The 25901-nt window shown below is 47.0% G+C and carries 21 protein-coding genes; 11 read left to right on the forward strand and 10 right to left on the reverse strand.

Annotated elements, in window-relative coordinates; genetic code table 11:
* Both FJ023_07910 and FJ023_07915 read right to left on the reverse strand, forming a co-directional pair.
* On the reverse strand, positions 1-1111 hold a 1111-nt coding region (locus FJ023_07910), incomplete at its 3' end, for a phenylacetate--CoA ligase (GenBank protein ID MBM4447254.1).
* Between the two features lie 124 nt (positions 1112-1235).
* A complete protein-coding gene (locus tag FJ023_07915) occupies positions 1236-2561 on the reverse strand; it encodes a phenylacetate--CoA ligase (GenBank protein MBM4447255.1) in 1326 nt (441 codons plus the stop codon).
* A gap of 217 nt (positions 2562-2778) precedes the next feature.
* On the opposite strand from FJ023_07915, the gene FJ023_07920 reads away from it, so the two are divergent.
* Genes FJ023_07920 through pfkB form a run of 3 tightly spaced genes read left to right on the forward strand, consistent with a single transcriptional unit; the run spans position 2779 to position 6156 of the window.
* Positions 2779-3777 (forward strand): tagatose 1,6-diphosphate aldolase, encoded by a 999-nt coding sequence (locus FJ023_07920; GenBank protein MBM4447256.1) that lies wholly within the window; start codon positions 2779-2781, stop codon positions 3775-3777.
* Positions 3778-3787: 10 nt separating this feature from the next.
* Entirely contained in the window at positions 3788-5230 is a 1443-nt protein-coding gene (gene pyk, locus FJ023_07925) for a pyruvate kinase (protein ID MBM4447257.1), read from the forward strand.
* Positions 5227-6156, forward strand: coding sequence for a 1-phosphofructokinase (gene pfkB / locus FJ023_07930; GenBank protein MBM4447258.1), 930 nt, complete (start codon positions 5227-5229; stop codon positions 6154-6156). The genes pyk and pfkB overlap by 4 nt, the downstream gene beginning before the upstream one ends.
* 72 nt (positions 6157-6228) lie before the next feature.
* On the opposite strand, the gene FJ023_07935 is transcribed toward pfkB, so the two are convergent.
* A complete protein-coding gene (locus tag FJ023_07935) occupies positions 6229-6870 on the reverse strand; it encodes an HAD family hydrolase (GenBank protein ID MBM4447259.1) in 642 nt (213 codons plus the stop codon).
* A 137-nt stretch (positions 6871-7007) separates the two neighbouring features.
* Here FJ023_07935 and FJ023_07940 point away from each other — a divergent pair, with 137 nt between their 5' ends.
* From FJ023_07940 to FJ023_07965, 6 genes are all read left to right on the forward strand, one after another.
* Positions 7008-8183, forward strand: a complete 1176-nt coding sequence (locus tag FJ023_07940; GenBank protein ID MBM4447260.1) for a radical SAM protein — start codon at positions 7008-7010, stop codon at positions 8181-8183.
* Positions 8184-8319: 136 nt separating this feature from the next.
* Positions 8320-10038: an ABC transporter substrate-binding protein gene (locus tag FJ023_07945; protein MBM4447261.1), complete on the forward strand. Its 1719-nt coding sequence runs from the start codon at positions 8320-8322 to the stop codon at positions 10036-10038.
* A gap of 106 nt (positions 10039-10144) precedes the next feature.
* Complete coding sequence (locus FJ023_07950) at positions 10145-11122, forward strand: ABC transporter permease (GenBank protein MBM4447262.1); 978 nt, start codon at positions 10145-10147, stop codon at positions 11120-11122.
* Positions 11115-12077, forward strand: a complete 963-nt coding sequence (locus FJ023_07955) for an ABC transporter permease (protein ID MBM4447263.1) — start codon at positions 11115-11117, stop codon at positions 12075-12077. Before FJ023_07950 ends, FJ023_07955 begins: the two co-directional genes overlap by 8 nt.
* 8 nt (positions 12078-12085) lie before the next feature.
* Positions 12086-13054 carry an ABC transporter ATP-binding protein gene (locus FJ023_07960; GenBank protein ID MBM4447264.1) on the forward strand — a complete coding sequence of 323 codons (969 nt, stop codon included), beginning with the start codon at positions 12086-12088 and terminating at the stop codon, positions 13052-13054.
* Positions 13051-14037, forward strand: a complete 987-nt coding sequence (locus tag FJ023_07965) for a dipeptide ABC transporter ATP-binding protein (GenBank protein MBM4447265.1) — start codon at positions 13051-13053, stop codon at positions 14035-14037. The genes FJ023_07960 and FJ023_07965 overlap by 4 nt, the downstream gene beginning before the upstream one ends.
* Positions 14038-14211: 174 nt before the next feature.
* Here FJ023_07965 and FJ023_07970 read toward each other — a convergent pair whose 3' ends face one another.
* The gene (locus FJ023_07970) at positions 14212-15582 is read right to left on the reverse strand and encodes a tRNA uridine(34) 5-carboxymethylaminomethyl modification radical SAM/GNAT enzyme Elp3 (protein ID MBM4447266.1); all 1371 of its coding nucleotides are present in this window, start codon (positions 15580-15582) and stop codon (positions 14212-14214) included.
* Positions 15583-15641: 59 nt separating this feature from the next.
* Between FJ023_07970 and FJ023_07975 the strand changes: the two genes are divergently transcribed.
* Positions 15642-16316: a class I SAM-dependent methyltransferase gene (locus FJ023_07975; protein MBM4447267.1), complete on the forward strand. Its 675-nt coding sequence runs from the start codon at positions 15642-15644 to the stop codon at positions 16314-16316.
* Positions 16317-16398: 82 nt separating this feature from the next.
* Here the strand turns inward: FJ023_07975 and FJ023_07980 are convergent, their stop codons facing one another.
* From FJ023_07980 to FJ023_07995, 4 genes are all read right to left on the reverse strand, one after another.
* A complete protein-coding gene (locus FJ023_07980) occupies positions 16399-19428 on the reverse strand; it encodes a diguanylate cyclase (GenBank protein MBM4447268.1) in 3030 nt (1009 codons plus the stop codon).
* A 238-nt stretch (positions 19429-19666) separates the two neighbouring features.
* Positions 19667-21349, reverse strand: a complete 1683-nt coding sequence (locus FJ023_07985) for a GH3 auxin-responsive promoter family protein (protein ID MBM4447269.1) — start codon at positions 21347-21349, stop codon at positions 19667-19669.
* A gap of 255 nt (positions 21350-21604) precedes the next feature.
* Positions 21605-22279 carry a hypothetical protein gene (locus FJ023_07990; GenBank protein MBM4447270.1) on the reverse strand — a complete coding sequence of 225 codons (675 nt, stop codon included), beginning with the start codon at positions 22277-22279 and terminating at the stop codon, positions 21605-21607.
* Between the two features lie 18 nt (positions 22280-22297).
* Positions 22298-23050, reverse strand: a complete 753-nt coding sequence (locus tag FJ023_07995) for an MBL fold metallo-hydrolase (protein ID MBM4447271.1) — start codon at positions 23048-23050, stop codon at positions 22298-22300.
* 218 nt (positions 23051-23268) lie between these two features.
* On the opposite strand from FJ023_07995, the gene FJ023_08000 reads away from it, so the two are divergent.
* Positions 23269-23832: a hypothetical protein gene (locus tag FJ023_08000; GenBank protein ID MBM4447272.1), complete on the forward strand. Its 564-nt coding sequence runs from the start codon at positions 23269-23271 to the stop codon at positions 23830-23832.
* 6 nt (positions 23833-23838) lie between these two features.
* Here FJ023_08000 and rtcA read toward each other — a convergent pair whose 3' ends face one another.
* Together rtcA and FJ023_08010 are read right to left on the reverse strand one after the other, a co-directional pair.
* A complete protein-coding gene (gene rtcA / locus FJ023_08005) occupies positions 23839-24888 on the reverse strand; it encodes an RNA 3'-phosphate cyclase (protein MBM4447273.1) in 1050 nt (349 codons plus the stop codon).
* A 124-nt stretch (positions 24889-25012) separates the two neighbouring features.
* Entirely contained in the window at positions 25013-25867 is an 855-nt protein-coding gene (locus FJ023_08010; GenBank protein ID MBM4447274.1) for a hypothetical protein, read from the reverse strand.
* Between the last annotated feature and the right edge of the window lie 34 nt (positions 25868-25901).

A 25901-nucleotide genomic window follows, 5' to 3' on the forward strand; every position in this document is an offset into this window, starting at 1 on the left:
CCATAAGAATCATCTCATCCCTATGCTGAGGACGAGTGACCACCAGCTGATACCGTCGAACCTCAGGAAATTTAGAAATCGCTTCATCCGTCTGCTTGGGATGGACAAACATCCCCCTCACCCTGACAGCCGCACCAGACCTCCCCATAATCTTCGGTAACCTGGGGGTTGTTCTCCCACAAGCACAGGGCTCATCATCAAACATAGATAAGTCACCAGTGCCAAACCGAATCAAGGGATAAACTTCGTCAAACGGCGTGACTACCACCTCACCCTCCTCACCAGGACCAAGCTGCTCCCCCGTCACTGGATCCACTATCTCAACTATGGCATCAGCAGTAATGTGCATACCGCACTGCTTATCACAACCTGTAGCTACAGTACCAATATCAGCCGTAGCATAAGAATCTCCACCCATACACATGATGCCGTATTTCTCCTGAAACATCTTCCGTAGTGGATCACCACCCATTTCCCCACCCACCATAGCAAACTTTAAGTTGAAGTCCTTCTTGAAATCATAGCCCATCTCCTCAGCCTTATCTATAATAATCTTCAGAAAACTGGGAGTGCCAACGAAACCATGTACTTTAAGGTCATGCATAATCTGCACTTGCAGCTCAGTGTTTCCTGTACCTGAGGGAACAACGGTAAACCCCAGACTCCTAAGTAACTGGTCAACCCCCAAGCCAGCAGGCGTTATGTGATACGACCACGTATTCATTACTATCTGCCCCTTGCCAATGTCTGACCCCAACCCACCTGGGCCAAAACCTCTCTTGCGTTGCGGGTCGTAGATAGGGCCTGGCGATTGATATATCCTCTCCAGACTGTCAATGGGCACAGCAAGATAGCCACCAAAGGGAGGATTCTCCTTCTGAAGGGCGATCAGGTCATCCTTTCTTAACATCGGAATCTTTTCCAAATCCTTAACACTACGAATGTCCTTAGGCTTCACTCCAGCTTTGTCGAAACGCTCTTTCACAGCCGGTGCCCGCTCATAGGCATAAGCGATTATTTCCCTCATCCTCTCCTCCAAATACCCCTGTCTCTCTTTCGGAGGCATCCTCTCCAACTCATGGGGTAAAGGCCTAGATTCTTTCTTTTCCATGTCTTCCTTTCATTACAAAATAATTTGAACGCTCAGATACTGAACTGAGCTAGCAAGTTAGTACCTGAGCGATTAGCGCTATGCAACCGCTAAAGCTGCTGAATTAACGCAGCCTGTATTATAGCTAATATGCTCTCTTATCAACAATCCGTTTGGCATCATCAGGAATGGCACCCTTGGCAACAAACTCCATGTGGTCAAACCTTACCTTACATACATCCCTGAAACTCTTATCCAGAGCACCCTTCAACTTCTCCTTATCAATAGCTGAGCTCACCACCAAGCTCATCTCTGCCTTTGTCGCACCGACACGCTTCGTATATGCATCGGCAAGCTCAACCATAAGAATCATCTCATCCCTATGCTGAGGACGAGTGACCACCAGCTGATACCGTCGAACCTCAGGAAATTTAGAAATCGCTTCATCCGTCTGCTTGGGATGGACAAACATCCCCCTCACCCTGACAGCCGCACCAGACCTCCCCATAATCTTCGGTAACCTGGGGGTTGTTCTCCCACAAGCACAGGGCTCATCATCAAACATAGATAAGTCACCAGTGCCAAACCGAATCAAGGGATAAACTTCGTCAAACGGCGTGACTACCACCTCACCCTCCTCACCAGGACCAAGCTGCTCCCCCGTCACTGGATCCACTATCTCAACTATGGCATCAGCAGTAATGTGCATACCGCACTGCTTATCACAACCTGTAGCTACAGTACCAATATCAGCCGTAGCATAAGAATCTCCACCCATACACATGATGCCGTATTTCTCCTGAAACATCTTCCGTAGTGGATCACCACCCATTTCCCCACCCACCATAGCAAACTTTAAGTTGAAGTCCTTCTTGAAATCATAGCCCATCTCCTCAGCCTTATCTATAATAATCTTCAGAAAACTGGGAGTGCCAACGAAACCATGTACTTTAAGGTCATGCATAATCTGCACTTGCAGCTCAGTGTTTCCTGTACCTGAGGGAACAACGGTAAACCCCAGACTCCTAAGTAACTGGTCAACCCCCAAGCCAGCAGGCGTTATGTGATACGACCACGTATTCATTACTATCTGCCCCTTGCCAATGTCTGACCCCAACCCACCTGGGCCAAAACCTCTCTTGCGTTGCGGGTCGTAGATAGGGCCTGGCGATTGATATATCCTCTCCAGACTGTCAATGGGCACAGCAAGATAGCCACCAAAGGGAGGATTCTCCTTCTGAAGGGCGATCAGGTCATCCTTTCTTAACATCGGAATCTTTTCCAAATCCTTAACACTACGAATGTCCTTAGGCTTCACTCCAGCTTTGTCGAAACGCTCTTTCACAGCCGGTGCCCGCTCATAGGCATAAGCGATTATTTCCCTCATCCTCTCCTCCAAATACCCCTGTCTCTCTTTCGGAGGCATCCTCTCCAACTCATGGGGTAAAGGCCTAGATTCTTTCTTTTCCATGTCTTCCTCCCCTTCGAACCTGATTCGGATATAATTATGCCTTATTTATCGAATCTACGCAAGACTGGCCAGCATCAATAATTTCTCATCTTACGTTCAAGCAGCATCTCGCTCCATATGACCCGTTCATGAACGTCACCATACGTCTGAACTTGATATATATAGCAAAAGGCTATATTCTTAATTACCAGAAAGTCACATATGGGAATGGGACAGAATGACTAGACTAAGTACTGGCAAAATCAGGGGCTTGCAGCAGATTTCAACGCCTGAAGGGATCTTCATAATCTGCGCCATGGACCATAGAGGCTCCCTCAAGGCTATGATTGAAAAAGAGCAACTTGATGACGAAGTTGATTATCAAGAAATCGTTGAACACAAGCTAGAACTATGTGCTGCTTTAGCCCCCTATACAAGCGCTGTCCTGCTAGACCCCAATTATGGTGCCGCCCAGTGCATCTCCGGAGGAGTCCTCCCCGGGCACACTGGATTACTGGTTAGCATCGAAGCTACTGGCTACGAAAGTGACCCGCAAGGACGAATAACCACCTTACTCAATGGCTGGAATGTAGAAAAAATCAGACGCATGGGTGCCTCAGCGGTCAAAATCCTGGTCTACTACCGACCCGATCTAACTGGTGTTGCCAATAGGCAATTGAATACAATACAGGTGGTGGCAGAAGAATGCCAGAAGTACGACATTCCCCTCCTCGTTGAACCAAAAACCTACCTCACAAAGGGTGAGGATACCGGGACATCCCAATTTGCTGCCCGGAAACCGAGCTTGGTAATTGAGACCGCCCGCCAGATTACGTCTTTGCCAATTGACGTACTTAAAGCGGAGTTTCCTGCCGACCTGAAATATGAAACTGACAGAGCGAGACTCATCGATTTCTGTCAACAATTGGACAAGGCTTCACAGGTGCCCTGGGTTATCCTAAGCGCTGGCGTAGACTACGAAACATTCCGAAAGGAAGTGGAAATTGCTTGCCAGGCAGGTGCTTCAGGATTCCTTGGCGGCCGGGCTATCTGGCAAGAAGCCATACATTTCGCAGACAAAAAGGAACGAATAAAATTCTTATCAACAATTGTGGCTGGCAGACTAAAGGAACTAGCCGAGATAGCCAAAAAATATGCAGTTCCCTGGTATCACAAACTTGGCATCAAGGGTCATGAATTGGTCACCATCCAAGAAAATTGGTATTTGAATTATTGAGTTAAGTGGAATGTCTCTCGATATCGCACGTACATCATACCGTAGAACAAAAATAATCTGCACGATAGGGCCAAGTACCAGCTCAACTTTAGTGATAAAAGAACTACTCCAAGCTGGCATGGATGTAGCTAGAATCAACTTTTCCCACGGTACTCCTAAGGAGCACACCAAATACATAAAAACTCTTCGCCAAGCGGCTAAAAAGGCTGGGGTACCACTAGCCATAATGCAAGACCTGCCCGGACCGAAAAATAGAACTGGCAAGCTGAAAAAAAGTGCTATTGAACTTAAAGAAAACGCCGATTTCATCCTCACTACGAGAGAAATTCTAGGAGACGAACACAGAGCATCCGTGGGCTTGCCCTACCTGCCAAGCATCGTCAAGCCCGGCGACATGATATTCCTCGATGATGGTGCTATAGAGCTTAGAGTAACAGCTCTTAGTAATACAGAGGTCAGCTGCCAAGTAGTAGTTGGAGGCATTCTTGGTGAGGATAAAGGTATCAATATACCGGGCGTAACTTGGGACGCCCCCACAATCACCGAAGAGGACTGGAATCATCTCATCTTTGGCTTGAGACATGATGTAGACGTTGTAGCCTTATCTTTCATTAGAGAAGCTAACGATGTTCTCAAGGTGAGAAAATTCCTCCGGAAAAGAAAAAAGGCCCCAGTGCTTATTGCAAAAATTGAGAGGCGCGAAGCTCTGGATAACCTCGATAAAATATTAGAGGCAGCTGATGGCGCCATGGTCGCCCGTGGCGACCTTGGTATCGAGATCCCCATACAAAGGGTGCCTATAGTTCAAAAGGAAATCATCCAGAAGTGCAACCACTTGGGAAAGCCAGTTGTTGTAGCTACTCAAATGCTGGAGTCGATGGTTAATTCACCACGTCCCACCCGTGCTGAGGTTAGTGATGTAGCCAATGCTATCTTTAACGGTGCTGATGCCATCATGCTATCAGAAGAAACCGCTGTTGGTAGCTATCCGGTAGAAGCTGTATCTATGATGACACAGATCGCTCTGGAGGCAGAGGCTACCTTACCCTACGAAGAAATTCTGGCCAACAAAGGCAAAGACCTCCAACCTGAAACAGACGATGCCATCAGCTACGCTGCCTGTCATACTGCTCATCAACTGGGAGCTGCAGCTATCATTGCCTTCACTTCATCAGGAAGCACTGCACGGCGTGTCGCTAAGTATCGCCCCAAGGTACCAATTATAGCTATTACCCCCAGCCAAACAACGCAGAGACAGTTGTCACTATCCTGGGGAGTACGCGCCTTTCAAATTCCCGAGCCTTCAAAAATAGCCGGCTTATTCTCCCGAGGAGCTAGGGTAGCTAAAAGAACTGGATTAGCTAATGATGGTGACTTAGTTGTTATCACCGGAGGTGTACCTATAGGCATTTCCGGCAGCACCAATCTACTGAAAGTGGAAAGAGTTAAATGATTGCCACGTTGACTTTGAATCCGAGCCTGGACAAAACGGTTACCGTTGAGGAATTGGTGATAGATGAAGCCAATCGTTGGACTAGCTTGCGCCGAGACCCCGGTGGCAAAGGAATCAACGTCTCCCGGGTCGTCCACGAACTCGGAGGCGAGACAATCGCTTACGGCTTCATAGGCGGCATTGACGGCGAAACATTAAAGCATCTTCTTCAACAACAAGGGGTCCCCTTTGACTTCACTCCAATTGAGGGAGAAATAAGGAGCAACTTCATCATCACGGATTTAAAAACTCGCCGCCAAACCAGAATCGACGCTCCGGGACCACATATCCCAAGATACGAACTGGAAAAATTAATACAAAAAGTAACACACATCAAGCCAAAACCTGATTTTCTTGTCTTCGCCGGCAGTGTTCCCCCCGGAATACCTGCTGACATCTACCGGCAACTAATAGAAAAGGCTAAAAATAGCGGTATAAAAACAGTGCTCGATTCGGATAATAAATGGTTACAAGAAGGAATAAAGGCTAAACCAAATGTCATTAAACCAAATGTGCACGAAGCCGAAGATCTGCTAGAAACACATCTGAGAGACGAAGCAGCAATTGTTGAGGCGGTGAAGACTCTGGTCAACCAAGGCATCGAAATTGCAACTATCTCCCGAAGCAAGGATGGGCTTATAGTCGCCAACGGGGAAAAGATCCTAAAAGTAACACCACCCCAGGTAGAGATTCGCAGCACTGTAGGTGCCGGTGACTCAACTATAGCTGGGCTGGTGCTAAAACTAAGTCAGGGGCATGGGATTGAGGAAGCCTCTCGTTGGGCAGTAGCCTCCGGAACAGCAGCCACACTGACTCCGGGCACCGAACTCTGCCGCCGAGAGGACGTAGAAAGGCTTCTCCCTCAGGTTAAAGTAGAAATATTGTGATATCTAAGGTCTCGTCAAATCGTGTTCTATGCCGCCAACAGAAATTTGCCAGCAGAGAGGTTTTTTGTTCAATCAATCTGCCAAATGGGCATTCAACTGTAGCAGGCTAGCTATAGAGTTTTGGTGGTCGGTTTGTCGTCTCCTATCAAGGTAGAATGCCTGGATACCTATTTCCCTTGGGGCGACAAAATCAAATTGCCAGTTATCGCCAACATGAACTACCTGGCTAGGCTTAACTTCCATCACCTGACACATTTTCAAGTAGAATTCGGATGTCTTCAGCTGCCTGTAATCTGTTAGCGAGGAAAAAATCTTGGTGAAGTAAGGCTCAATGTCCTGAAGAAGATGATGCAGAAAATCTCGCGTTGACCCAGAAGCTGCAACGAGTTTATATCTTGCACTTAATGATGCCAACACTTCTTTGACCTCTGGATAGTAGCGCACTTTGCTCTCACACCTCTCCATAACTAAGTCAGGCGTGCCCAAGCCAAGCTTTTCAAACCAATATCGAACATCGTACCATTCCAATCTCTGGTCACCCACCTTCCGGTATTCCTCCTCAACGGTTTTCCTGGCCAACTCGAAATCAATACCATTCCTCTCAGCATAGCGTTCAGGAATGGCTTCAAACCAGACAGCATAGCTAAAGTCTGGCGTTACCAGCGTACCTTCAACATCAAAAGAAACTATCTTGACTTCGTCAAGATTAATCATCTGGATTAACTGTCATGAAAGAGGGGTAGATGCTTCCGCTTCGCCACTTTCCCCACATATTAGCATCTTCATAAATCCGAAGTCTATTATTGGAAATTTCGCCCGATAAAGTTTAAAATTAAACACAAGCAAATATCATGAACTTGGACTATCGCACCAGCACAAATAAATTAGCCGACTGTTCCTTTGAGTTAGGGCCAATAAGACCACCTAGTGAAGCCTATTCATTACTGATAAGGGCAACCAGAAACTGCCCATGGAATCGATGCCAATTCTGTCCAGTTTATAAAGGACAAAAATTCGAACTCAGACCGGCTGAAGATATAATCAAGGATATAGAAACAGCCAAAGCCATCGCCGACGAGATAAAAGAACTCGCTTGGAGAATGGGTTATGGCAATCGACTCATGGATGTGGCTGCAACAATCTACAACGGATACCAACATAATGCCACCATCTGCAACGTGGCTCTCTGGCTGTGGGCAGGTGGCAAATCTGCCTTTCTCCAAGATGCCAATACCCTGATAATGAGGACTCCTGACTTAGTCAAGGTAGTTTCCTTTTTGAAACAAGCTTTCCCTGAGCTTAACAGGATAACCTCATATGCCCGTTCAAAAACTGCCGCCAAGAAGTCGTTAGAGGAATTGAAAGAACTCAAAGATGCCGGGCTTTCCCGATTACACATCGGGATGGAAAGCGGCTCTAACCCTGTGCTCAGTTATGTGGAAAAAGGAGTTACGGCTGAGGAACATATCGTAGGCGGCAAGAAGGTAAAAGAAGCTGGTATTTCATTATGTGAATATGTGATGCCCGGACTTGGTGGCAGGAAAATGTCATCAGACCACGTTATCGGGACAGCCACGGTTATAAATGAAATAGACCCCGATTATATCAGGCTGCGTAGTCTCCACATCCGCCCGGGTGTGCCCTTGTGGTCAAAAGTAGAAGCCGGCGATTTTGAACTCCAAACAGAAGACGAGGTGGTTGAGGAAATCGGCAAGTTCATCGAAAAGCTCGAAGTCACCAGCCAGCTTAAGAGCGACCATATATTGAATCTTCTACCCGAAGTAGAAGGTAAATTTCCAGAGGCAAAAACAGCCTGCCTAGCAACAATAAACAGATATCTAGCATTGCCGCCCCAGGAAAGGCTCAATTTCAGACTGGGAAGAAGAGCCGGCCATTATGAGAAACTGGATGACCTCTACGATACGTATAAATATCAGAAGGTCGATGAAGCTATCAAGCGTATTACCTCAGAAGCCCCAGACAGCATTGACAATATAATCCTTCAAATAAAGGGGAGTTTCATTTAGGAGTATTTAATTTTATGTCAAGCAAAGGTTTTCTTAATCTGAATCGTTTCAAGTCAAGCAAGGCAATAAAACAGCAAACGAAGCGAAGAGCAGACGACAACCGAAATAAGTCAACAAAATCTAGAAAGGGTGACAGATGAAGAAATCAGGAATTTTTATAACTCTATTAATGGCCCTGCTTACTTTGACCGCAGGTTGTGCCAAGGTCGAAGTTAAAAAAGGAGGTACCTTCATACAGGGAGTTTCGGGCGGTGATGCCGAGAGTTTAAACCGGATTCTGATCAGCGATGCCACTTCCGCAAGCTATTACGAGCATACAGTGGACTCGCTAGCCACATACGACAACAAATTCAACATCCAACTGCGCTGCTTAGCTAAAGATGTAGAGGTATCACCAGACGGCCTGGTTTACACCATAACCATCAGGGACGACCTCAAGTGGAGCGATGGCTCGCCGGCCACCGCCGAAGACTATGTCTACACACTGAAAAACCTGATGTTCTCCGACTGGCTGAACTATCCGTACAAAGGAGACTGGCAAGAGGAGATAAATGGAGAGAAAGTATTTGTCACACCTGAGGTAGTCAATGCCACCACATTCAAAATAACCCGCCAAACCGTTGACCCGGAGTTCGTCTATATCATCTACGACCTGTTCCCCTACCCCAAGTATATCGCCACCAAATACGAGGGCGATGTCAAGTCCTTTACCGAAGCACCGGAGTTCAACAACCTCACCTATACGGGAAACTTGGGACCTTACCGCTTTAAAGAATGGAACAGAAATGACAGATATGTAGTGGAAAAGAATCCTGAATATTACCTGGGGAAGGATATCGGAGCTCCCTATTTTGACCAATACATCGTAAAACTCTTCGGCACTCCAGCCACTAGGCAAGCAGCCCTAGAAGCCGGTGACATAACCTACACTGGAATCGAGCCAGAACAAGCCAACAGATTCAGAAATATGGGTAATATCAAAGTGTACACCATACCAAGCGGAGGTTGCACCCTGTTAGCCTTTAATCAGAGAGCTAACGGCTGGGAAGGGTTGAAGAAGAAGTCCATCAGGCAAGCCATAGCCATGTCAATAAACAAAGAGACCATCACGCAATCTATACTCCTCGGCTTCGCCGAGCCTGCCTTCAGCTTTATCCCGTCAATATCCCCATGGTATGACAAGGAAAACACGGTCAAATATGGAATAGGAGAGCTTTATGACAAGAGAAAAGCCACTGAGATTTTCTACCAGGAAGGCTACGGAATGAAAAAAGAAGATGGCACCATAAAGGTCACCAAAAAGGACGGTGACCTTCTTCAGCTTATCCTGGCAACTAACCAAGGTAGCAAAGTGGCCGAAGACATAGCCTTCCAAGTAAGGCGGGATCTCCTTACCTTAGGTATAGAGACGCAGATAAAGCTGGTACCATGGTCTATGCTATTGAGACAATTCATGGAGAACAAAGTACCAGGGAGTGACCAGGAACCCCGAGACAACAATGGTCCTGAAGCAGTTAGCCAGGAGGCCTGGGACATAATGCTGTTGGGCTTTGGCAGTGATGTGCTGGCACCATCCGGAAGCCGTGTCTTCTACGCCACCGATGGAGGCCTTAATTTTATGGGCTATGCTAACCCCGAAGTAGACAATTTATTCAAACAGATTAAAACAAAAGAGGCGCTAGACAAAGAGTTCCGTAAACAAATCTACGCCAAACTATCACTTCTGTTGTCTGATGACCTGCCTGTGGACTTCCTCCTTTATCACAGATCCAACCTAGGCTTTCAGAAGAACGTCGGGGGGATAGACCCTGGCCCCAGTATAGGCTACAACTACCACTTGTGGTATTTTGAATGAAGCTCCATTTCCTGCCATCCTGAGCTAGACGAAGAATCTGGAGCAGAGCGACTGAAGAGTCTAGCCCTCTTGGCTCAGTTTTATGATGATGAGGTAAACATCCTTCATGGGAAAAAGCTGGCTCAGGGATTACATAATCAAGAGGCTCATCTACACGGTCATCATCGCCTGGGGCATACTGACCATCACTTTCATCCTGGTAAGAGTCGGCCCCAGTTCGCCTGCTGATAAGTATCTGGCAAATCTCGCTGCCCGAGGACAGGATATAGCACAGATAAGAGCTGCCATCGAGGCGCGGTATGGCCTGGACAAGCCTATCTACGAGCAATATGTAGACTATATGGGCAACCTGTTCCAAGGGAACTGGGGATGGTCTTTCAGTACCTCGATGCCGGTAACCGAGCTAATCAAGTCCCACTGGATTTACTCTTTTCAGCTCATACTATTGAGCAGCCTATTCGCTGCTTTCCTTGGCATCTTAATCGGCATTTACTCGGCGGTTAAACAATACACCAAGACAGATTATGCTTTTACCTTTCTTTCCTTTATTGGAATATCGATACCAAACTTCTGGCTCGGCATCATGCTGATTTTAGCCTTCTCAGTGAAACTCGGATTGTTCAAGACTTACTACGACACCACTTTGCCACTTTTCTCCCTTGACAATCTAAAAGCGCTGGTCCTACCCGTTATAACCCTGGGCACAGGAATGCTAGCCGGCTATGTCAGATATACTAGGTCGGCTATGCTAGATAACTTGAGGAAAGCATTTGTCACCACCGCGCGAGCCAAGGGGCTGCCTGAGCGAACTGTTATCGGCAAACACGTCTTCAGGAACGCTATGCTGCCCCTCGTCACTATTATAATGTTTGATTTAGGCAGCATCGTCTTCGGTGGAGCCTATCTTACCGAGATCATCTTCGGTATCCCTGGACTGGGACAAATATCCTTTAATGCCATCTTTGCCAATGATTATCCCGTGGTAGTAGCTGTAACCCTTATCGGGACATTTATAGTGCTTCTGGTCAACTTAATGACTGATATCACATACACTTATCTTGACCCAAGGATAAGATATGATTGAAAAGCTGCAAGATATCATTAGAAGGGTTAGCCAAGACTCGTGGCGCAACACACGGCTGCTTAATTACTACTGGCAAAGGACACAAAGAAACAAGCTAGCCGTGTTTGGTCTAACCTTCATAATCTTCCTGGTTTTATTGGCAATAATCGGCCCCTTCTTTACTCTGGACCCAACAGCAGCCAATTTCGAGGAAAAAAACATACCGCCCGTGGGTTTTACAATCGAACAGTTCGTTTACAACATAGAGACTGATGAATTCACTACTAAAGAAATTCCCGGAACCTGGAAACATCCGCTGGGCACGGATAGCAAAGGCCGCGATATGCTGGCGATGATAGTCTCTGGAGCCAGGGTATCACTGCTAGTTGGTTTAATCGCTACTCTCATAGCCATAATACTGGGAACGATTATAGGCGTCCTGTCAGCCTACCTGGGTGGCTGGACAGACAACGCTCTGATGAGATTCACTGACATTATGATGACCTTCCCCTTCTTCCTACTGCTGGTGCTCATAATCTTTATTTTTGGACCAAGGCTGGCTTTCATAGTATTAGCAATAGGACTGACTGGCTGGACAGGTACTGCCAGGCTGATTCGAAGCGAATCTCTCTCGTTAAGGACACGAGAGTTTGTCGTTGCCGCTAAAGCCTTAGGCGCCAGTGATAACAGGGTCATCTTCCGCCATCTCATACCCAATGTCATCAGCCTGATTATAGTCATAGCCACTTTATCTATCCCGGGAGTAATCTTAGCTGAAGCCGCTTTGAGCTTTATCGGTTTGGGCGATCCCACAGTGCCCAGCTGGGGGATAATCTTAGAGGCCGGACAATATAGCCTTAACACTGCCTGGTGGGTAGCTGTGGAGCCAGGAATCATGCTCTTCCTAACAGTTCTTGCTTTTAACTTTTTGGGCGATGGACTGAGGGACGCCTTCGATCCCAAGAGCAACATATAGACACTACAATGGACAATGTGATACTCAAGGTTGGCAATCTAAAGACATACTTCCTCACCAGCCGTGGCGTAGTCAAGGCGGTAGATGGTGTTGACTTCGAGCTCAGGCGCGGTGAATGCCTCTGCCTCGTTGGCGAATCCGGTTGCGGCAAGACAGTAACCGCACTATCCATTTTGCGCTTATTTGATAGCCCGCCAGGAAAAATAGTTGGCGGTCAAATAAACTACGATAGCTTGGACCTAACCAAATGTTCTTCAAAGCAACTAAGACAAATTAGGGGCAAAGATATCGCTATAGTCTTCCAGGAAGCACAATCCGCCTTGAACCCAGTACTAACCATAGGTGACCAGATAATCGAGCAAATAAAACTCCACCTGCCATTGGATTACAGCAGGGCTAGAGACAGGGCTATGACCTTGCTCAACGAAATGGGCATACCTTCAGCAGATAGAGTGATGAGTTACTATCCGCATCAGCTATCAGGTGGCATGAAACAGAGGGTACTCATAGCCATGAGCCTGTCCTGCGACCCACAAGTTCTAATCGCTGACGAACCAACCACCGCAGTAGATGTTACCATCAAGGCTCAGATACTGGACATATTTCGTGAACTGAAGACCAGGAGACAAATGTCGGTAATTTTTATAACTCACGACTTAGCAGTGGTGGCCGAAATAGGAGACCGAGCCGTGGTCATGTACGGTGGTAAAGACGTCGAGACAGCACCGGTCTCTGAAATAATCGGTAGCCCAAAGCATCCCTATACTTCCGGCCTAATCGAATGCCTGCCTGATACCTCCAAATCCGCAGATAGACTGGCATCGATTCCTGGAATAACACCCAACCCCCTGGAAATGCCTCAAGGTTGTGCTTTCCACCCCAGATGCCCTAAGGCAATGAGAATCTGCAACCAACAAGAGCCATCAGAAATTATCATTTCTAAAGAGCACAAGGTAAGCTGCCACTTATACACATGAAACACAAGATAAATCACAAGCTACTACGGGTAAGTAAGCTAAAAAAGTATTATCCGATAACCGCCGGCCTATTCTCCCGGCATATAGGAGATATCAAAGCTGTAGACGGGGTAACTTTCGACATTGAAGAAAGAGAGGTCCTCGGCTTGGTTGGAGAATCAGGATGCGGCAAATCGACCCTGGGCAAAACAATCCCCAGGCTTGAGGAGCCAACCAGCGGAGAAATCCTGTACAAAGGAAAGGATGTTACTGAACTAGACAAAAGGGGGCTTAGGGAACTAAGGAGAGAAATACAAATAATATTCCAAGACCCCGATGCCTCACTCGACCCAAGAATGACTGTGGGTGATTCCATCTCTGAGCCACTGGTTATACACAAAATTGGCAACGAAAAGAAGCGAATAGAAAAGGTAGCCGAGTTAATGGAGCAGGTTGGTTTGGAAGCCAGACAAGTGAATCTATATCCACATGAGTTCAGCGGCGGTCAAAAACAACGTATCGGTATAGCTCGTGCCTTAGCCATGAACCCAAAGCTTATCATTGCTGATGAACCAGTGAGCGCCCTGGATGTATCTATACAGGCTCAAATTCTAAATTTGATGATGGACATTCAAGAAAAGTTTGGGCTGGCTTATTTGTTTATCGCCCACGACCTGTCAGTGATAAAGCATATGGCGCGCAGAGTGGCCATAATGTATTTAGGAAAAATCGTTGAGCTAGCCAGCAAAAAAGAAACTTTCGACAACCCTCTCCATCCTTATACTGAAGCACTTTTATCAGCCGTCCCCAGCTTTAAGCCAAAAGACAAAGATAGAATACTGTTGCGTGGCGATGTCCCCTCACCACTAAACCCACCAACCGGCTGTCACTTCCACCCTAGATGCCATCGGGTATTACCGATCTGCAGTCAAGAGGAACCCGAGTTTGCCGAACTATCCGAAGGTCATTTCGTGGCCTGCCACCTCTACACAGATAGGATTTGAATTGACCCCAAAGACGGCAGAAATCCTAATCCCAAATCTCTAAACTCTAAACAAATTCAAAACCACAAACACCAATGTTCAAAACACAGATGTTCCCAATTTAGAAAATTTGTATTTTGATATTGTTTGAGATTTAGGGTTTAGTATTTGGGATTTCTTTTCGCATGGTCAAGGCTACTCAACTAGCTCCTTAACCATATAGTCACCATCCAGTTCATAGCCATATTCAGAGCGGAAATATTCCCTGGCACCAACACCACTGATAACGGCCATCTTCCTAGCTCTAAATTCGTCTCGGGCAATTCGTTCAGCTTCCTTGAGCAAATCACCGCCAAGCCCTCTATGTTGAGCTGTCCCACTCCACTTCTCCCCCAGAGGAACCTCTGAACCGAAGACATGCAACTCCCTGACCATAGCTAAATCTCCGTTGCCAACTGCCGAGGAACCTACCCGCATCCGAAGCAGACCAAATACGGTCTCCTCCTCATCTTCAAAGGAAAGAAACACCTCCTTTCCTCCAGATGCCTCATAATCACGCCTTATCAGATTCGGCTCTCGTATTTTCCAGCCATCCCTCATGCGATGCCCGTATTCACGGCAACGGATGCAGTTACACCGAATGCCAATCTCTCCCATCCGTTTCTTCAGCGCGCTCCTCAATGCTAAATCTTTGCAGCCGGCAACGATGAATTTGCTAGGAATATCACGCATCACCCGAGGAATCCTGACATAGCCAGGGACCTTGGTCTTAATGCTTATCATCAAGCCTACCATCTCATCCATCGGATAAGGCTGATAACGGTCATCTCTGTACCATGCCTCAAGCTCGGTGCCAGCAATAACCAGCGTCGGATAAAGCTTTAGTCCATCAGGCCTGAAGTTATCATCATCAAAAAGTTCCCGAGATAATTCCAAATCGCGCTCTGGGCTCGAACCGGGCAATCCGGGCATCCAGTGATAATAAACTTTAAAACCGTGGTCTTTCAGTAACTTGGTAGCCCTCACTACCTCGGCTACATTATGTCCACGTTTCACTAACCGATAGATGTCATCGCCCAGTGTCTGCACCCCTAGCTCCACCCGGGTGGTGCCAAACTCCAGCATCCTCTTAATTTCCTCCTCCCGGCACCAATCAGGCCTGGTTTCAATGCAAAGCCCCACACATCTATGCTCAGCAATCTCATTCCTCTGCTTGGCTGCCTCCAAACTGGGGGACTCGTTGCCATTTAAGCCATCATAACAATCCTTTACAAATCGGTACTGATAATCTTTAGGATAAGCCAGAAAGGTGCCTCCCATAACGATGAGTTCCACCTTGTCAGCCGGATGCCCCATATCCAGAAGAATCCTCAATCTCTCCTCAACCTGTCTTCTAGGCTCATAATTACACATCTTGGCCCTGAGCACTGCCGGCGATTCCGGGGTATAGCTTTTAGGTGCATCAGGAAAAGTAGGGCAATAAATGCATTCGCCAGGACAGCCTGTTGGCTTGCCCATGACAGCCACTGGAGTCACCCCAGATATAGTCCTTGAAATTTTTTTCATTCTATGCTTTCCTTAAGCATGTAGCGCGAGGCCAAAGCCTCGCAACTACAGGGTATGCCATGACAAAGTTTATCAAATTCGTAGCTGTGTCAACAAATAGGGAGGTATTCGATGAGATAGCTGAAAGCTGGTACCGGCTCAGGCATTGGTCTCGCTTCACCAAAGAGCTCGAGAGGATGGTAAACAGATGGCACAAAGGCAGGCTCTTAAATGTCGGTTGTGCCCATGGACCGGACTTTCTCCCTTTCAAGGACAACTTTGAGCTTTGGGGAGTAGATTTTTCTGCAAAAATGGCCGAACTGGCACAGAAATATGCCACGAAATTCCACCTCAAGGTCGAATTGACAGTAGCTGATGCCACTTCTTTGCCATACATCGATAATACATTTGACTGGGCAATAGCGTTAGCCACCTACCACCACATCCAGGGAGATAAGCAAAGACAAAAGGCTTTCCAAGAACTAAGGCGCGTCTTGAAACCCGGAGGTGAAGCCTTCATAACCGTGTGGAACAGATGGCAACCAAACTTCTGGCTAAGAAGCAAGGAGGTCACTATGCCCTGGAAATCGAGGGGCAAAATCCTTTACCGCTATTACTACCTCTTCTCCTATCCAGAACTCCGCAGTTTATTAACTCGTGCTGGCTTCGAAATCGTCACCATGCTCCCGGAGAAATCATACCGTTTTCCACTCAAGTTCTTCTCTCGAAACATATGTGCCCTGGTTAAAAAATAGTAATCTTAAACATTCATCTTGGAAATTCGAAATTATGTAGGATTTCTCCGCAGTAGCGGGCACGGATGAAGATAACCAAATCTTATGAATCTGCTTTTGAACTGCCTTCTCCTTCACCTACCACCACCTCCTCCGGAGCCGTAGACAGAGCAATAGGCAAAAATGCTTCAACTAGCTTCGGGTCAAACTGAGTGCCAGAACAACGCTTGAGCTCTTGCAGTACTTTCTTATAGGACAGCTTACCACGATATGGCCGAGATGACGTCATGGCATCAAAGGCATCAGCTACAGAGAGAATTCGTGCCTCAATAGGGATAGCCTCACCCTTTAGCCCATCCGGGTAGCCAGCACCATCCCACCGTTCATGATGATAGAGAATAGCCGGAAGACAAGAAATCAAACTGACCACATGGCCAACTATAGTTGCCGACAATTTGGAATGCGATCGAATCAATTCCCATGATTCGACCTCAAGCTTACCAGCCTTATTAAGCACTTCGTCTGGAATGCCTACTTTGCCGATATCATGAAGCATAGCCGCAGTGCTGATTACAGCCACCTTCTCCGAAGGCAAACCAACAGCCTCAGCCAAAGCTACAGCATAACCAGTCACCTTCCGTGAATGACCATAAGTATACGGGTCTACAGTTTCAATAGTTGCTGCTAAGTTATAGATGATGCTCAAAACCTCTTTTTCGGTTGCAACTCTTGCATTAGCCGTCTCAGTCAAAGAAGGCAGCATCTTAGAGGCAACACAAGTCCGATTGCCTCCCGTCTCCTTAGCGTAATAGAGCGCCCTATCAGCAGCATTGATAACCTCGTCCGCTGTCACTCCATCGCTTGGCCAGGAAGCTAGACCCAGGCTGGCACTTATCCTGATATCCTTTTTGCTCATCTCAGCTGCAATCCTTCCCCGAACTCTCTCAGCCACCACAAGGGCATCATTGGTCGCCGATTGCGGCAAGATGATAGCAAACTCATCACCTCCATAGCGAAAAGCTAGGTCAGTATTCCTTACCGCCCTGTTAATCAACTTACCCATTAGTTCCAGAATTTTATCACCAGCCACATGCCCCTGCGCGTCATTGTAAGCTTTGAAGAAATCAAGGTCGAGAAGAATCAAAGACAGCATACTCCTGTAGCGAGAATGGCGGTCTATCTCCTGCTTCATGCATACATCAAAGTGACGGCGATTAAACAAATCTGTAAGTTGATCAATCCTAGCCCTCTGCTCAGCTTCAGCATAAAGACGGCTATTCTCAACCGGTACGGCAATCTGAGAAGCCAAGCGCTCCAGAAGACGAACCTGACCGGGAGTGTAAGCTTTCGGCTGACGACTAGCGATGATTAGACTGCCTATCACCTCACCTTTCACCACCAGTGGCAGATAAACAATCGACCGAATCCCCTGCTTTAAGTGATGTTCGCCGGTCCAGAACCTCCTGTTTTTCGCCAGGTCAGGCTCAACCAAAGCCTTTTTGCGTTTGGCTACCCACTCAGTCCCCGTGCCTTTAAGCGGTACCTTATCTCCCGCTTCCCAGTCTGACCCCACCCCCGTGGATAAAACCTCGAAGCACATTTCGTCACCTTCTATCAGGACAATCGTCGCCCAGTCGATGTCAACCACCTCCCTCAACTCAACTATAAAGGCATCGTACACCTCTCGTATGTTTAAACTGGAAGTAATGACTGTGGCCAGCCGGTTAACCAGAGCTAGTTCTTGCTCCCGCTTTCTGAGCTCCTCCTGGAGATACTCCTTCTCCAAGCTTGTTGCCACCTGGGCGGTGACAGTCTCAATCAGATTGACATCCTCAAGCGAGTACTTGCCAGATTCTCTTCTGCCTAACGCCAATACGGCAACCAAGTTACCGCGGCTTAGCAGAGGAAACAGTAATTCCATATCCAGAGCTTTTAGCCCATCATTTTCTTCAGCCCACATGCCACGAAATTCGGGAAGAATATCCAGATTTTCCCTGCTCAGATATCGATTTTCTCGCTTCAGCCACTCCACAACAGGACTATCCTGTCTTACCCTCAATGACAAGTCATCTTCTTTCGCAGGCTGAGCAAATTGGACAACAATGTCATTGGTGCCAACTTCAGGAAACAGCAAATATGCCCGAGAACAACCCACAGCTTTGGTGATAGGTACAAGCAGCTCCATGCCAAACTCATCTAAGTTTGAAACAACGGGAGCTTTACGCCGAAGAAACTCAACTAGGTCCTCACGATAACCATACCTCTCGCCATAGAATATTTGATCGACTCTTCGGTAAAGGTAAACACGTGCCCGTGCCCAAAAGGCAGCTGCTGCAACAGCCGTAAGCAATCCCACGGCAAGAAAAGAGGCAAGGCTGTAGTCGACGTGCAGAACTACATGAATCAAGACAAGCCATAGCAAATACACCGCCATAAATATGCCAGCCATAAGACTATAAACAATCCCCCGGCGCATAACGAAGCGCATGTCCAGCAGCCGATGTCGTACAATGACATAGCTCAAAACAAAGGCATTAGTGAGGTTACCGACATGAGCAATGGGAAACTCCCTGCCAAAGCGAGTGACACTAACACCAATGAATGCACTCAGAAGTGAAATGCCGAGAATTAAATAAACAAGTTGATTGCGCTTCTCAGGGTCAGCCAAAATCCTGAGTTTTCGTACCAGGAAATATACGTCCATAAAGGCCAAAGTGAATAGGAAAAACCCTAAAAGGTAAATCCAACTACCATATACAGGGGTAACGCCACCATTAACAATGACACTATGTGGCATATAACCGAGCGCCATCAGGACAATGCCCAATGCCGGTATACCGTAGGCAACAGGGAACTTGAAAGCCACAGTCCGGTAGAAAGAAGCTACAAAGTAGTGAGATTGCACACAAGTCAACAGGAATGCAAAGATAACAACCTGAACCAAGAGGAATTTATAAGCCATAAAGAAATCGCTACGACAAAAAATGTCGGTAAGACTCCAGAACACAGCAGCGCAAAGATAGGCGGCAAAAAGCCTTTGCTGCCTGTGCCACGGGCGATTATTAACAAGGGCAATAAATAGCGGGATATAGGCAATCGCAGCAATTAGGGGAATCAAAGCATGTATATTCATTTAAAGCATCATATTTTTACTTTGCCTAATTATGTCCCCAGCTTTGAGGGTTGTCAAGAGGGGTTGGGAAAGTCATTCAGCAATTCCCCCGTGTCATTGCGAGCCAAGCGTGGCAATCTCCACCAGCTCCCCACTGCGTCCAGGACTAGGCTTCGCCACCCCACACCCCACAACCAGAAAGGGCAGACCCTAAGGCCTGCCCTCATACAAGTCTGAAATCACCACACCAAATACAACTCTACCGCCTAGCCACTGCTTCAGCTTCAGCTTCAGCTACAACCTCTACCTCAGGCACAGCTTTCACCTTAGCTTTGAGCAGAGAGAGCTCTGTATCCGAGGGATTTATATGCCGCGGCTTCAGATGAGCTAAATCGGCACCTTCAGCCCGCCGTTGAGCTATGTAATTGTCGAAGGCACCCTCAGGCAACAGGGTAACCTCTATTGGATTTGAGTCACCCGTGCGAGCTAGGTTTCCATAGAAAGTACCCTCATCAAACTTCCTGAGTTGCTCAAGCACTGCTGTGGCGACACCTTTTTCACTGGCAATATAGCCGTCTTTAAGCTCAAGATAAAGGTGAAGTACCGGCCTGCCTTCGACCATTTCCTTCCGCGCTGTCCAGTCTGCATAAGGGATATTGGTATTCTCTACCGCTTGCCATATTGTCTTTTCGGTCAGTCGCAAGAAGCCGGCGACATCGATAACGTCATCAGCCCGCATCTCAAATGCCATTTGCGGAATACCAATGCCCATATTTTCGTTTCTTAGCGAGGTTATTCTGATTATATCTCCGACCCTGTACCTGACCATAGCCCCACCATGGAAATTGGTGACGACCATCTCATATTTTTCACCAGCTTTAACCTCATCAAGCAAGACAGTCTTCGGCTGGTAGGAATTATCTAGTTGCCATTTAGAATACTCCGCCTCCGGGATGAACTCCAGGAAATTAAGGTTAGGAATAAAAGTCATTCCATCATAGTCCCAGGTCTGAGTAGATATGACGCCAGCTTCGGTGCAAGTGTAGGTATCCAAAGGATACCTACCCCATAGTTTTTTTATCTTCTCTTTTAAGACAACACCATCGGTACCACCGCACATAATCCCACTGACTGACCACAGGTCTCTGGGCAACATCTGGCGACGGGCTAGTTTGCTCTTAGCCAGCCCTTTGATCAAACGAAGCAATACCTTTGGTTGAGACAAGAGAGGACGAATATCTCTCTTCTCCGACGGCCGGCTAAGCTTCTCCCCTACGGCAACAAGGACAATGGGTAAGCCGAAGAAGAAATCAAGCCCTCGGGACAGGGCTTGCTTGAAGCCGAGCTCAATCCTGTCTTCAAAGGACATCTTCTCAGCTTCTTCCAGAGGCGGCAAGAACTCCGGTGCGATTTCTTCCTTCATGATATAGGTCAAGACACCTGAAGTGTAAGGTCGCGGAGCTACAGTATAGACAACTTTTGGACAGTACTTAAGCCCGGAGACATCGCCCCTCTTCTTGCAACTGGCAAAAATCCCGATGCCAAACATCAATATCCCAAGTTCATGGCAAAATCTGGGAGTGACAGGTGCCCATTTATACGGGGTTAGTCTAAAACCATATTCAGCTGACCTTCCGGTGCTATGCTGCCAGATTATAGGCTTCACTGGCAATGAATCTTCCCTGTATTCGGGAAGCTCGGGATAATAGTCAGCGTAAGTAGTGAGTGGCACCTGCTCTCTGAATTCCTCCACAGTCTCGGGCGTGGCATCGCGCATCAACTTCCTGCCCAGCTCACAATGCTTCAGCATCTCAATCTGCTCCAGCAGCAACCGCTTCTGAATAGCCATGAACTGCTCCAGACTGAGGTCAATGAAACCACAGCACATCTGCCACAGCTCTTCATGCCTTCCCTGACGGAAAAGCTCAATAGGTTTAGACACAATGCACCTCCTAACTAAATCTGACACACCCTACAGCGCATCGATAAAGTACCTGACCTGCGCATAGCAATACCCGCGAACCTCATTAGGACTTTTTACCCATGACAATAGTACTATACCACCACCACAAGAGACACTGCAATAGGTTTTTAACCATTTTTACAGAAAATTTTTATGATTTGGATGCTCTGATTCAGGATTTCCCTTAGACGGGAGAGGACAAGGAGGCAAAGCAATCTGAAGATTTAAGCGGCTTTATCTTCTCCTAAACAGACTGAGAAACCTATCTTGGTACTCATAGAACAAGTCCCATCGCCTTAATTCAGCCACCAGCTCAGATGCCCAAGATGGGTCTCGTTTCGTTCTTTCAAAAAGCTCCTCGATGTGGTTCCTGGCATCCCTGGGCACACCAGCCGAATCCACATGTAAAAGCCCATGTCTTTCCAATTCAGCCACATTGCTCTGCACCGAGCCTCTGGTCAACTCGTAAGTAAACTTAAGCAACGATACATCCCACAGCCCTTCAACACCTTTAATGATAGCTGTCAATGGGTCGCGCTGGCTATCTATGCGCCGGTTGATTTTATCTACTATCGCACCCACAGGCTCAGAAACAATATTCATCTCCCTAGGCTCATTCTTGTAGGTGTAGAAAATGCCAGGCTCATGAGGGTCTCTTGCCGCCATCATCTCTATGAACCTTCTGGCCTGTAGGCTGAATCCTTCCAGATTAATAAGGTAGGACGGGGTAACAATCTTTGGCCTGGCGGCAATCACCCTCCCCTCCCTGACCACGTTCACCCATTCGGCCAACTCGGTAACCAGATAGTAGTAAACATTGGTGGTGCCAAAGGTAGCCAGGCTCTGCGTAGGTGCCCTCAGCACCTCGGTATGTTCAATAGCATATTGAATTTTTTCATCAGCTTCCATAGAAGTCCAACCTAACAGCTAAAGAAACAGCTTAACCGCCTGAAAGTTACGCTCCACATTCAGTTTGCCTTTCACAATGTTACCATACTCGGTGCTGTGACCTGGAACCAAAAACTCCACATCGAGCTGTGATAGCCTATCGATGCTTTTCTTAAGCAATGAAAGGCTGCCGCTAGGGAAATCAGTCCTGCCAATACTGCCATAGAAAACCACATCTCCCGTTATCAGAATCTTATTATCCGGCCAGTAAAGGCAAATCGAACCCGGAGAATGACCCGGAGTATGAAAAATCTGGAGTTCAACTTTGTTCTTAGCACCTAGACTCAGGTTTCCCTCCTTAAGATAAAACAGAGGCGTGAACTGTGGCACTTTCACCCCTAGCATCGAGTACAGTTTCTTCCCCAATGTGTTACGAAATTCGTCTTCCTCCTCGGACAAGGTAATCCAGGCTTCACTTTCTTTGACCACCAGCTCGTTTGCCTGGCAGTGGTCAGGATGACTATGAGTATTTATTATCAATCCTATTTCACCAACCCCAAAGCTATTCCCCTCCATAGCCTTAATCAAGTAATCAAAGCAGGCCTCGCCGAATTCATTAGTTACGTGCCCCGGGTCAACAATGACATGAGGTCGCTCACCCCGTAGCACATTAGCAAACAAACAAGTATTACAATTATTACCGCTTCCCTGCCAGACATAGCAGTAAAAGTCATCAGCAAGCTGCACAGACTCATAAGGTCTCGACGACCGATAAATCATATCCTTTACCAATCCCACCTGTCATTTTGAGAGAACAGAGTGACTGAAGAATCTCAGTCAGGATGATAACTAAGCATCCTCGAACAGTAACTTTGAATATATTAAAATTATAAGGTAAAATTCAAGCCAAAACCAATTCACAGGATTTTCCCTGTCATCGCGACAGGTATAAGTCTAGAAGCAATACCAAAAACTTTCACGCTTCGCTCGCAATGACAAAGAGTAGACAAGTGAGAGAGATTAAGAGCGCTTGGGAAATCGCCCAGGAAAAGGCTAGTAAACTAGGCGAGCTATCACCTGAAGAACGGGAGAAACAAAGACAAGACCGGTGCCGCCTAATCGGGAAATCGCTGGCTGAGAAGTACCTCAGCCAGTATGATACCCACCTTCTCCAAGCCGAACTCAGCAAACATAGTGCCCAAGATAAAGACTTAATAAGCGAAGCAGCAATTCACCGACTCATTAAAGGGATCGACCTAAAGTACGACCAAACGTTAGACAAAATAAGTCAAGGTATTCTAACCCTAACCAATACTGCAACGGCTATAGAAACTCTAGGCAAAATAAAAGAGCTTTTCCAGGAATATGATGAGGCTGAAAACAGAGAAGGCCAAGAGATAGAAAAGGCTGGCAGGGAGTTACTCCACCAGTTAAGAATCTCTGGCTCCGCCATCAGCCAGATTAATATTCGAGCCAAAGAGGAATGGGATAAAAAGCTGAACCAATTGACTGGTCCCTTTGAAGAGAGCTTGAACCGCCTCAAACATGATTTCTTAAGTAATGCACGTGTTTAAATTCGCCTAACGAGAGCTATAACCGATGCCCTTTATCTTGATATGATTGCCAACTATCTCCGTCTTAGCGCCAGAGCTACCTAAAATATGTTCTACAAGCCATAAGTTAGCCTCAACATGGTCGGTCATTCGGGGTATAACATACTCTGTTACACCATCAGCCAAGGCGGCATAGATTACCAACTGGTCTGCTAAAAACCTATCAACTGTGGCCCCAGACCTGATATCTTGAATAAGATTGTTCGCCACATAACTGCCGATGCTCTCAGCTCGCCTTCCTTTCTTCCCAGCTCTATCCGAGCCAAAAAGACAGGCTTCAGTTTCCGCCCAAATGGCTAAGGCAGCACCTTCATGACTAGCTGAAGTATCATAAATCACCTCTATTTTGGCATTATAATCCTCTTGCTTGAGTATTCGGTGACACTCCCTTGCCATTCGGTCACTAACACTAGCCTGCTCCAAGTGGGAACAAATGGCAATCCCTTTTATCCCACTGTCTCCACCACAGCCAACAAGCTCGATAGGCTTAATCCTCCCTGCCACCGGCTCGACGCTAACCTTGATGATGCCGCCGCCTTGTTCGGCATAGCCGGGGCGCCTGAGCTCTAAATCAGCCTTTATTCCCATCTTATACAAGGTAGGGAAAAGAACGTATTTCATGTGATATGCCGAAGGGGCAAAATCCTGGAAGAGTCCACCTGATATATCAAAGGTACTTGGCCCTCTTGCAAAACAAGCTAAAGGCAACAAGGTCATAGCCAGCATTGTAGTTGAGCCACCGGTACCTATATCCCATTTGTAGTCGCCGCCTTTTATCTCCCGACCCGGCTTGTATCTTATCTCCATCGAGCCCACATCTGCCCCTTGAACTACACCCTGCGATATATCGCGGCAAGCCAGAACTGATTGATGATGCTGATGCCGTAAACCAGGCTTATCCCTGCCCGCCCGGATATTACACATGCACAGTTCTTCAACGAGCAAAGTAGCCAGACTTATACCATAGCGCAGCAGTGTCCCACTACCTGACTTGACTGAGCCGTCTAGTTCTATCACCTGAGTCCAATGTTACTTTTATCAGTGCTTGTAAAGTCTGATAGATTAGAAGTTAAAGTCACCCAAAATTACCGCATGAGGTCAAGGAACTATACTACACCTGAATTATTACGTGGTTGGCAAACTAAGCCAAGTTCATAACCTGACGCATAGCAGAATCAACATTCCTATGCGTATCCTCGGTAGCGTCCTCAATTATCATATTGGTCACTTGTAATAATCTATTCTGCTCGGCGCTCCCCAAGCACTCCAACAATTCCTCCACCCTTCTCGCTAACTGTACTTGGTGTTCTAAAGAAATATTCTTCGACGACCGTGGCAGTGCCAATAAGGGATGAGCAAAAAGTGTCGGCTTAAGCAAAGTTGTCAGGTAGATAAATTTAGCCTGGCGATTTGTCTGAGCCAACTTCCAAGCTGATTTATCCTGTTCTGAAGGTTGTAGCCACTCTAAGCCAAAAGCAAACTGGGAATCAATGAAGTCATGCTGAACTAGAAATCTCGTGGCTTCGAAATCTTTAACCGCCACAGATACATAGTAAAGAGCCTGGTCCAGTACAGGCGAATCAAGTGCCTTAATCACAGCTATATTACGGCAATCCTCGGGAACTTTGAAAATATAATACTCAAGCGAACCATGGATGGCGCTATGAGCTACTACGTGCCTCACTGCTCCCAACCTGGCCAATTTGCTAAGCTTGGCCAATTTCTCCAAGCAGCAAATTACCCGAGGATAACCGCGCCAGGCATCATGAGTGCAAAAGAAACCCTCGTCACCGCCAGTAGTAATGCCTAGTCTAAGCTTATCCTCTTTAAGCAAGCCTCGCATGTTGGATTCCCTATCCACCACATGAATTTCAACTTTGTACGGAACTCTAGGCCCGAATCCCCGATAGCAATCGCGGAATGTGCTTTCAATGTCCCTCTTAAAAGCCCAGGGGATACCACCACTGGTAATGATATTTAGCTCAACGGTCGCCATATCTGCCGATAACAAAGATAACAATGTTAGTCAG

The sequence above is a fragment of the Chloroflexota bacterium genome, assembly GCA_016875875.1.
Taxonomy (GTDB): domain Bacteria; phylum Chloroflexota; class Dehalococcoidia; order GIF9; family UBA5629; genus 9FT-COMBO-48-23.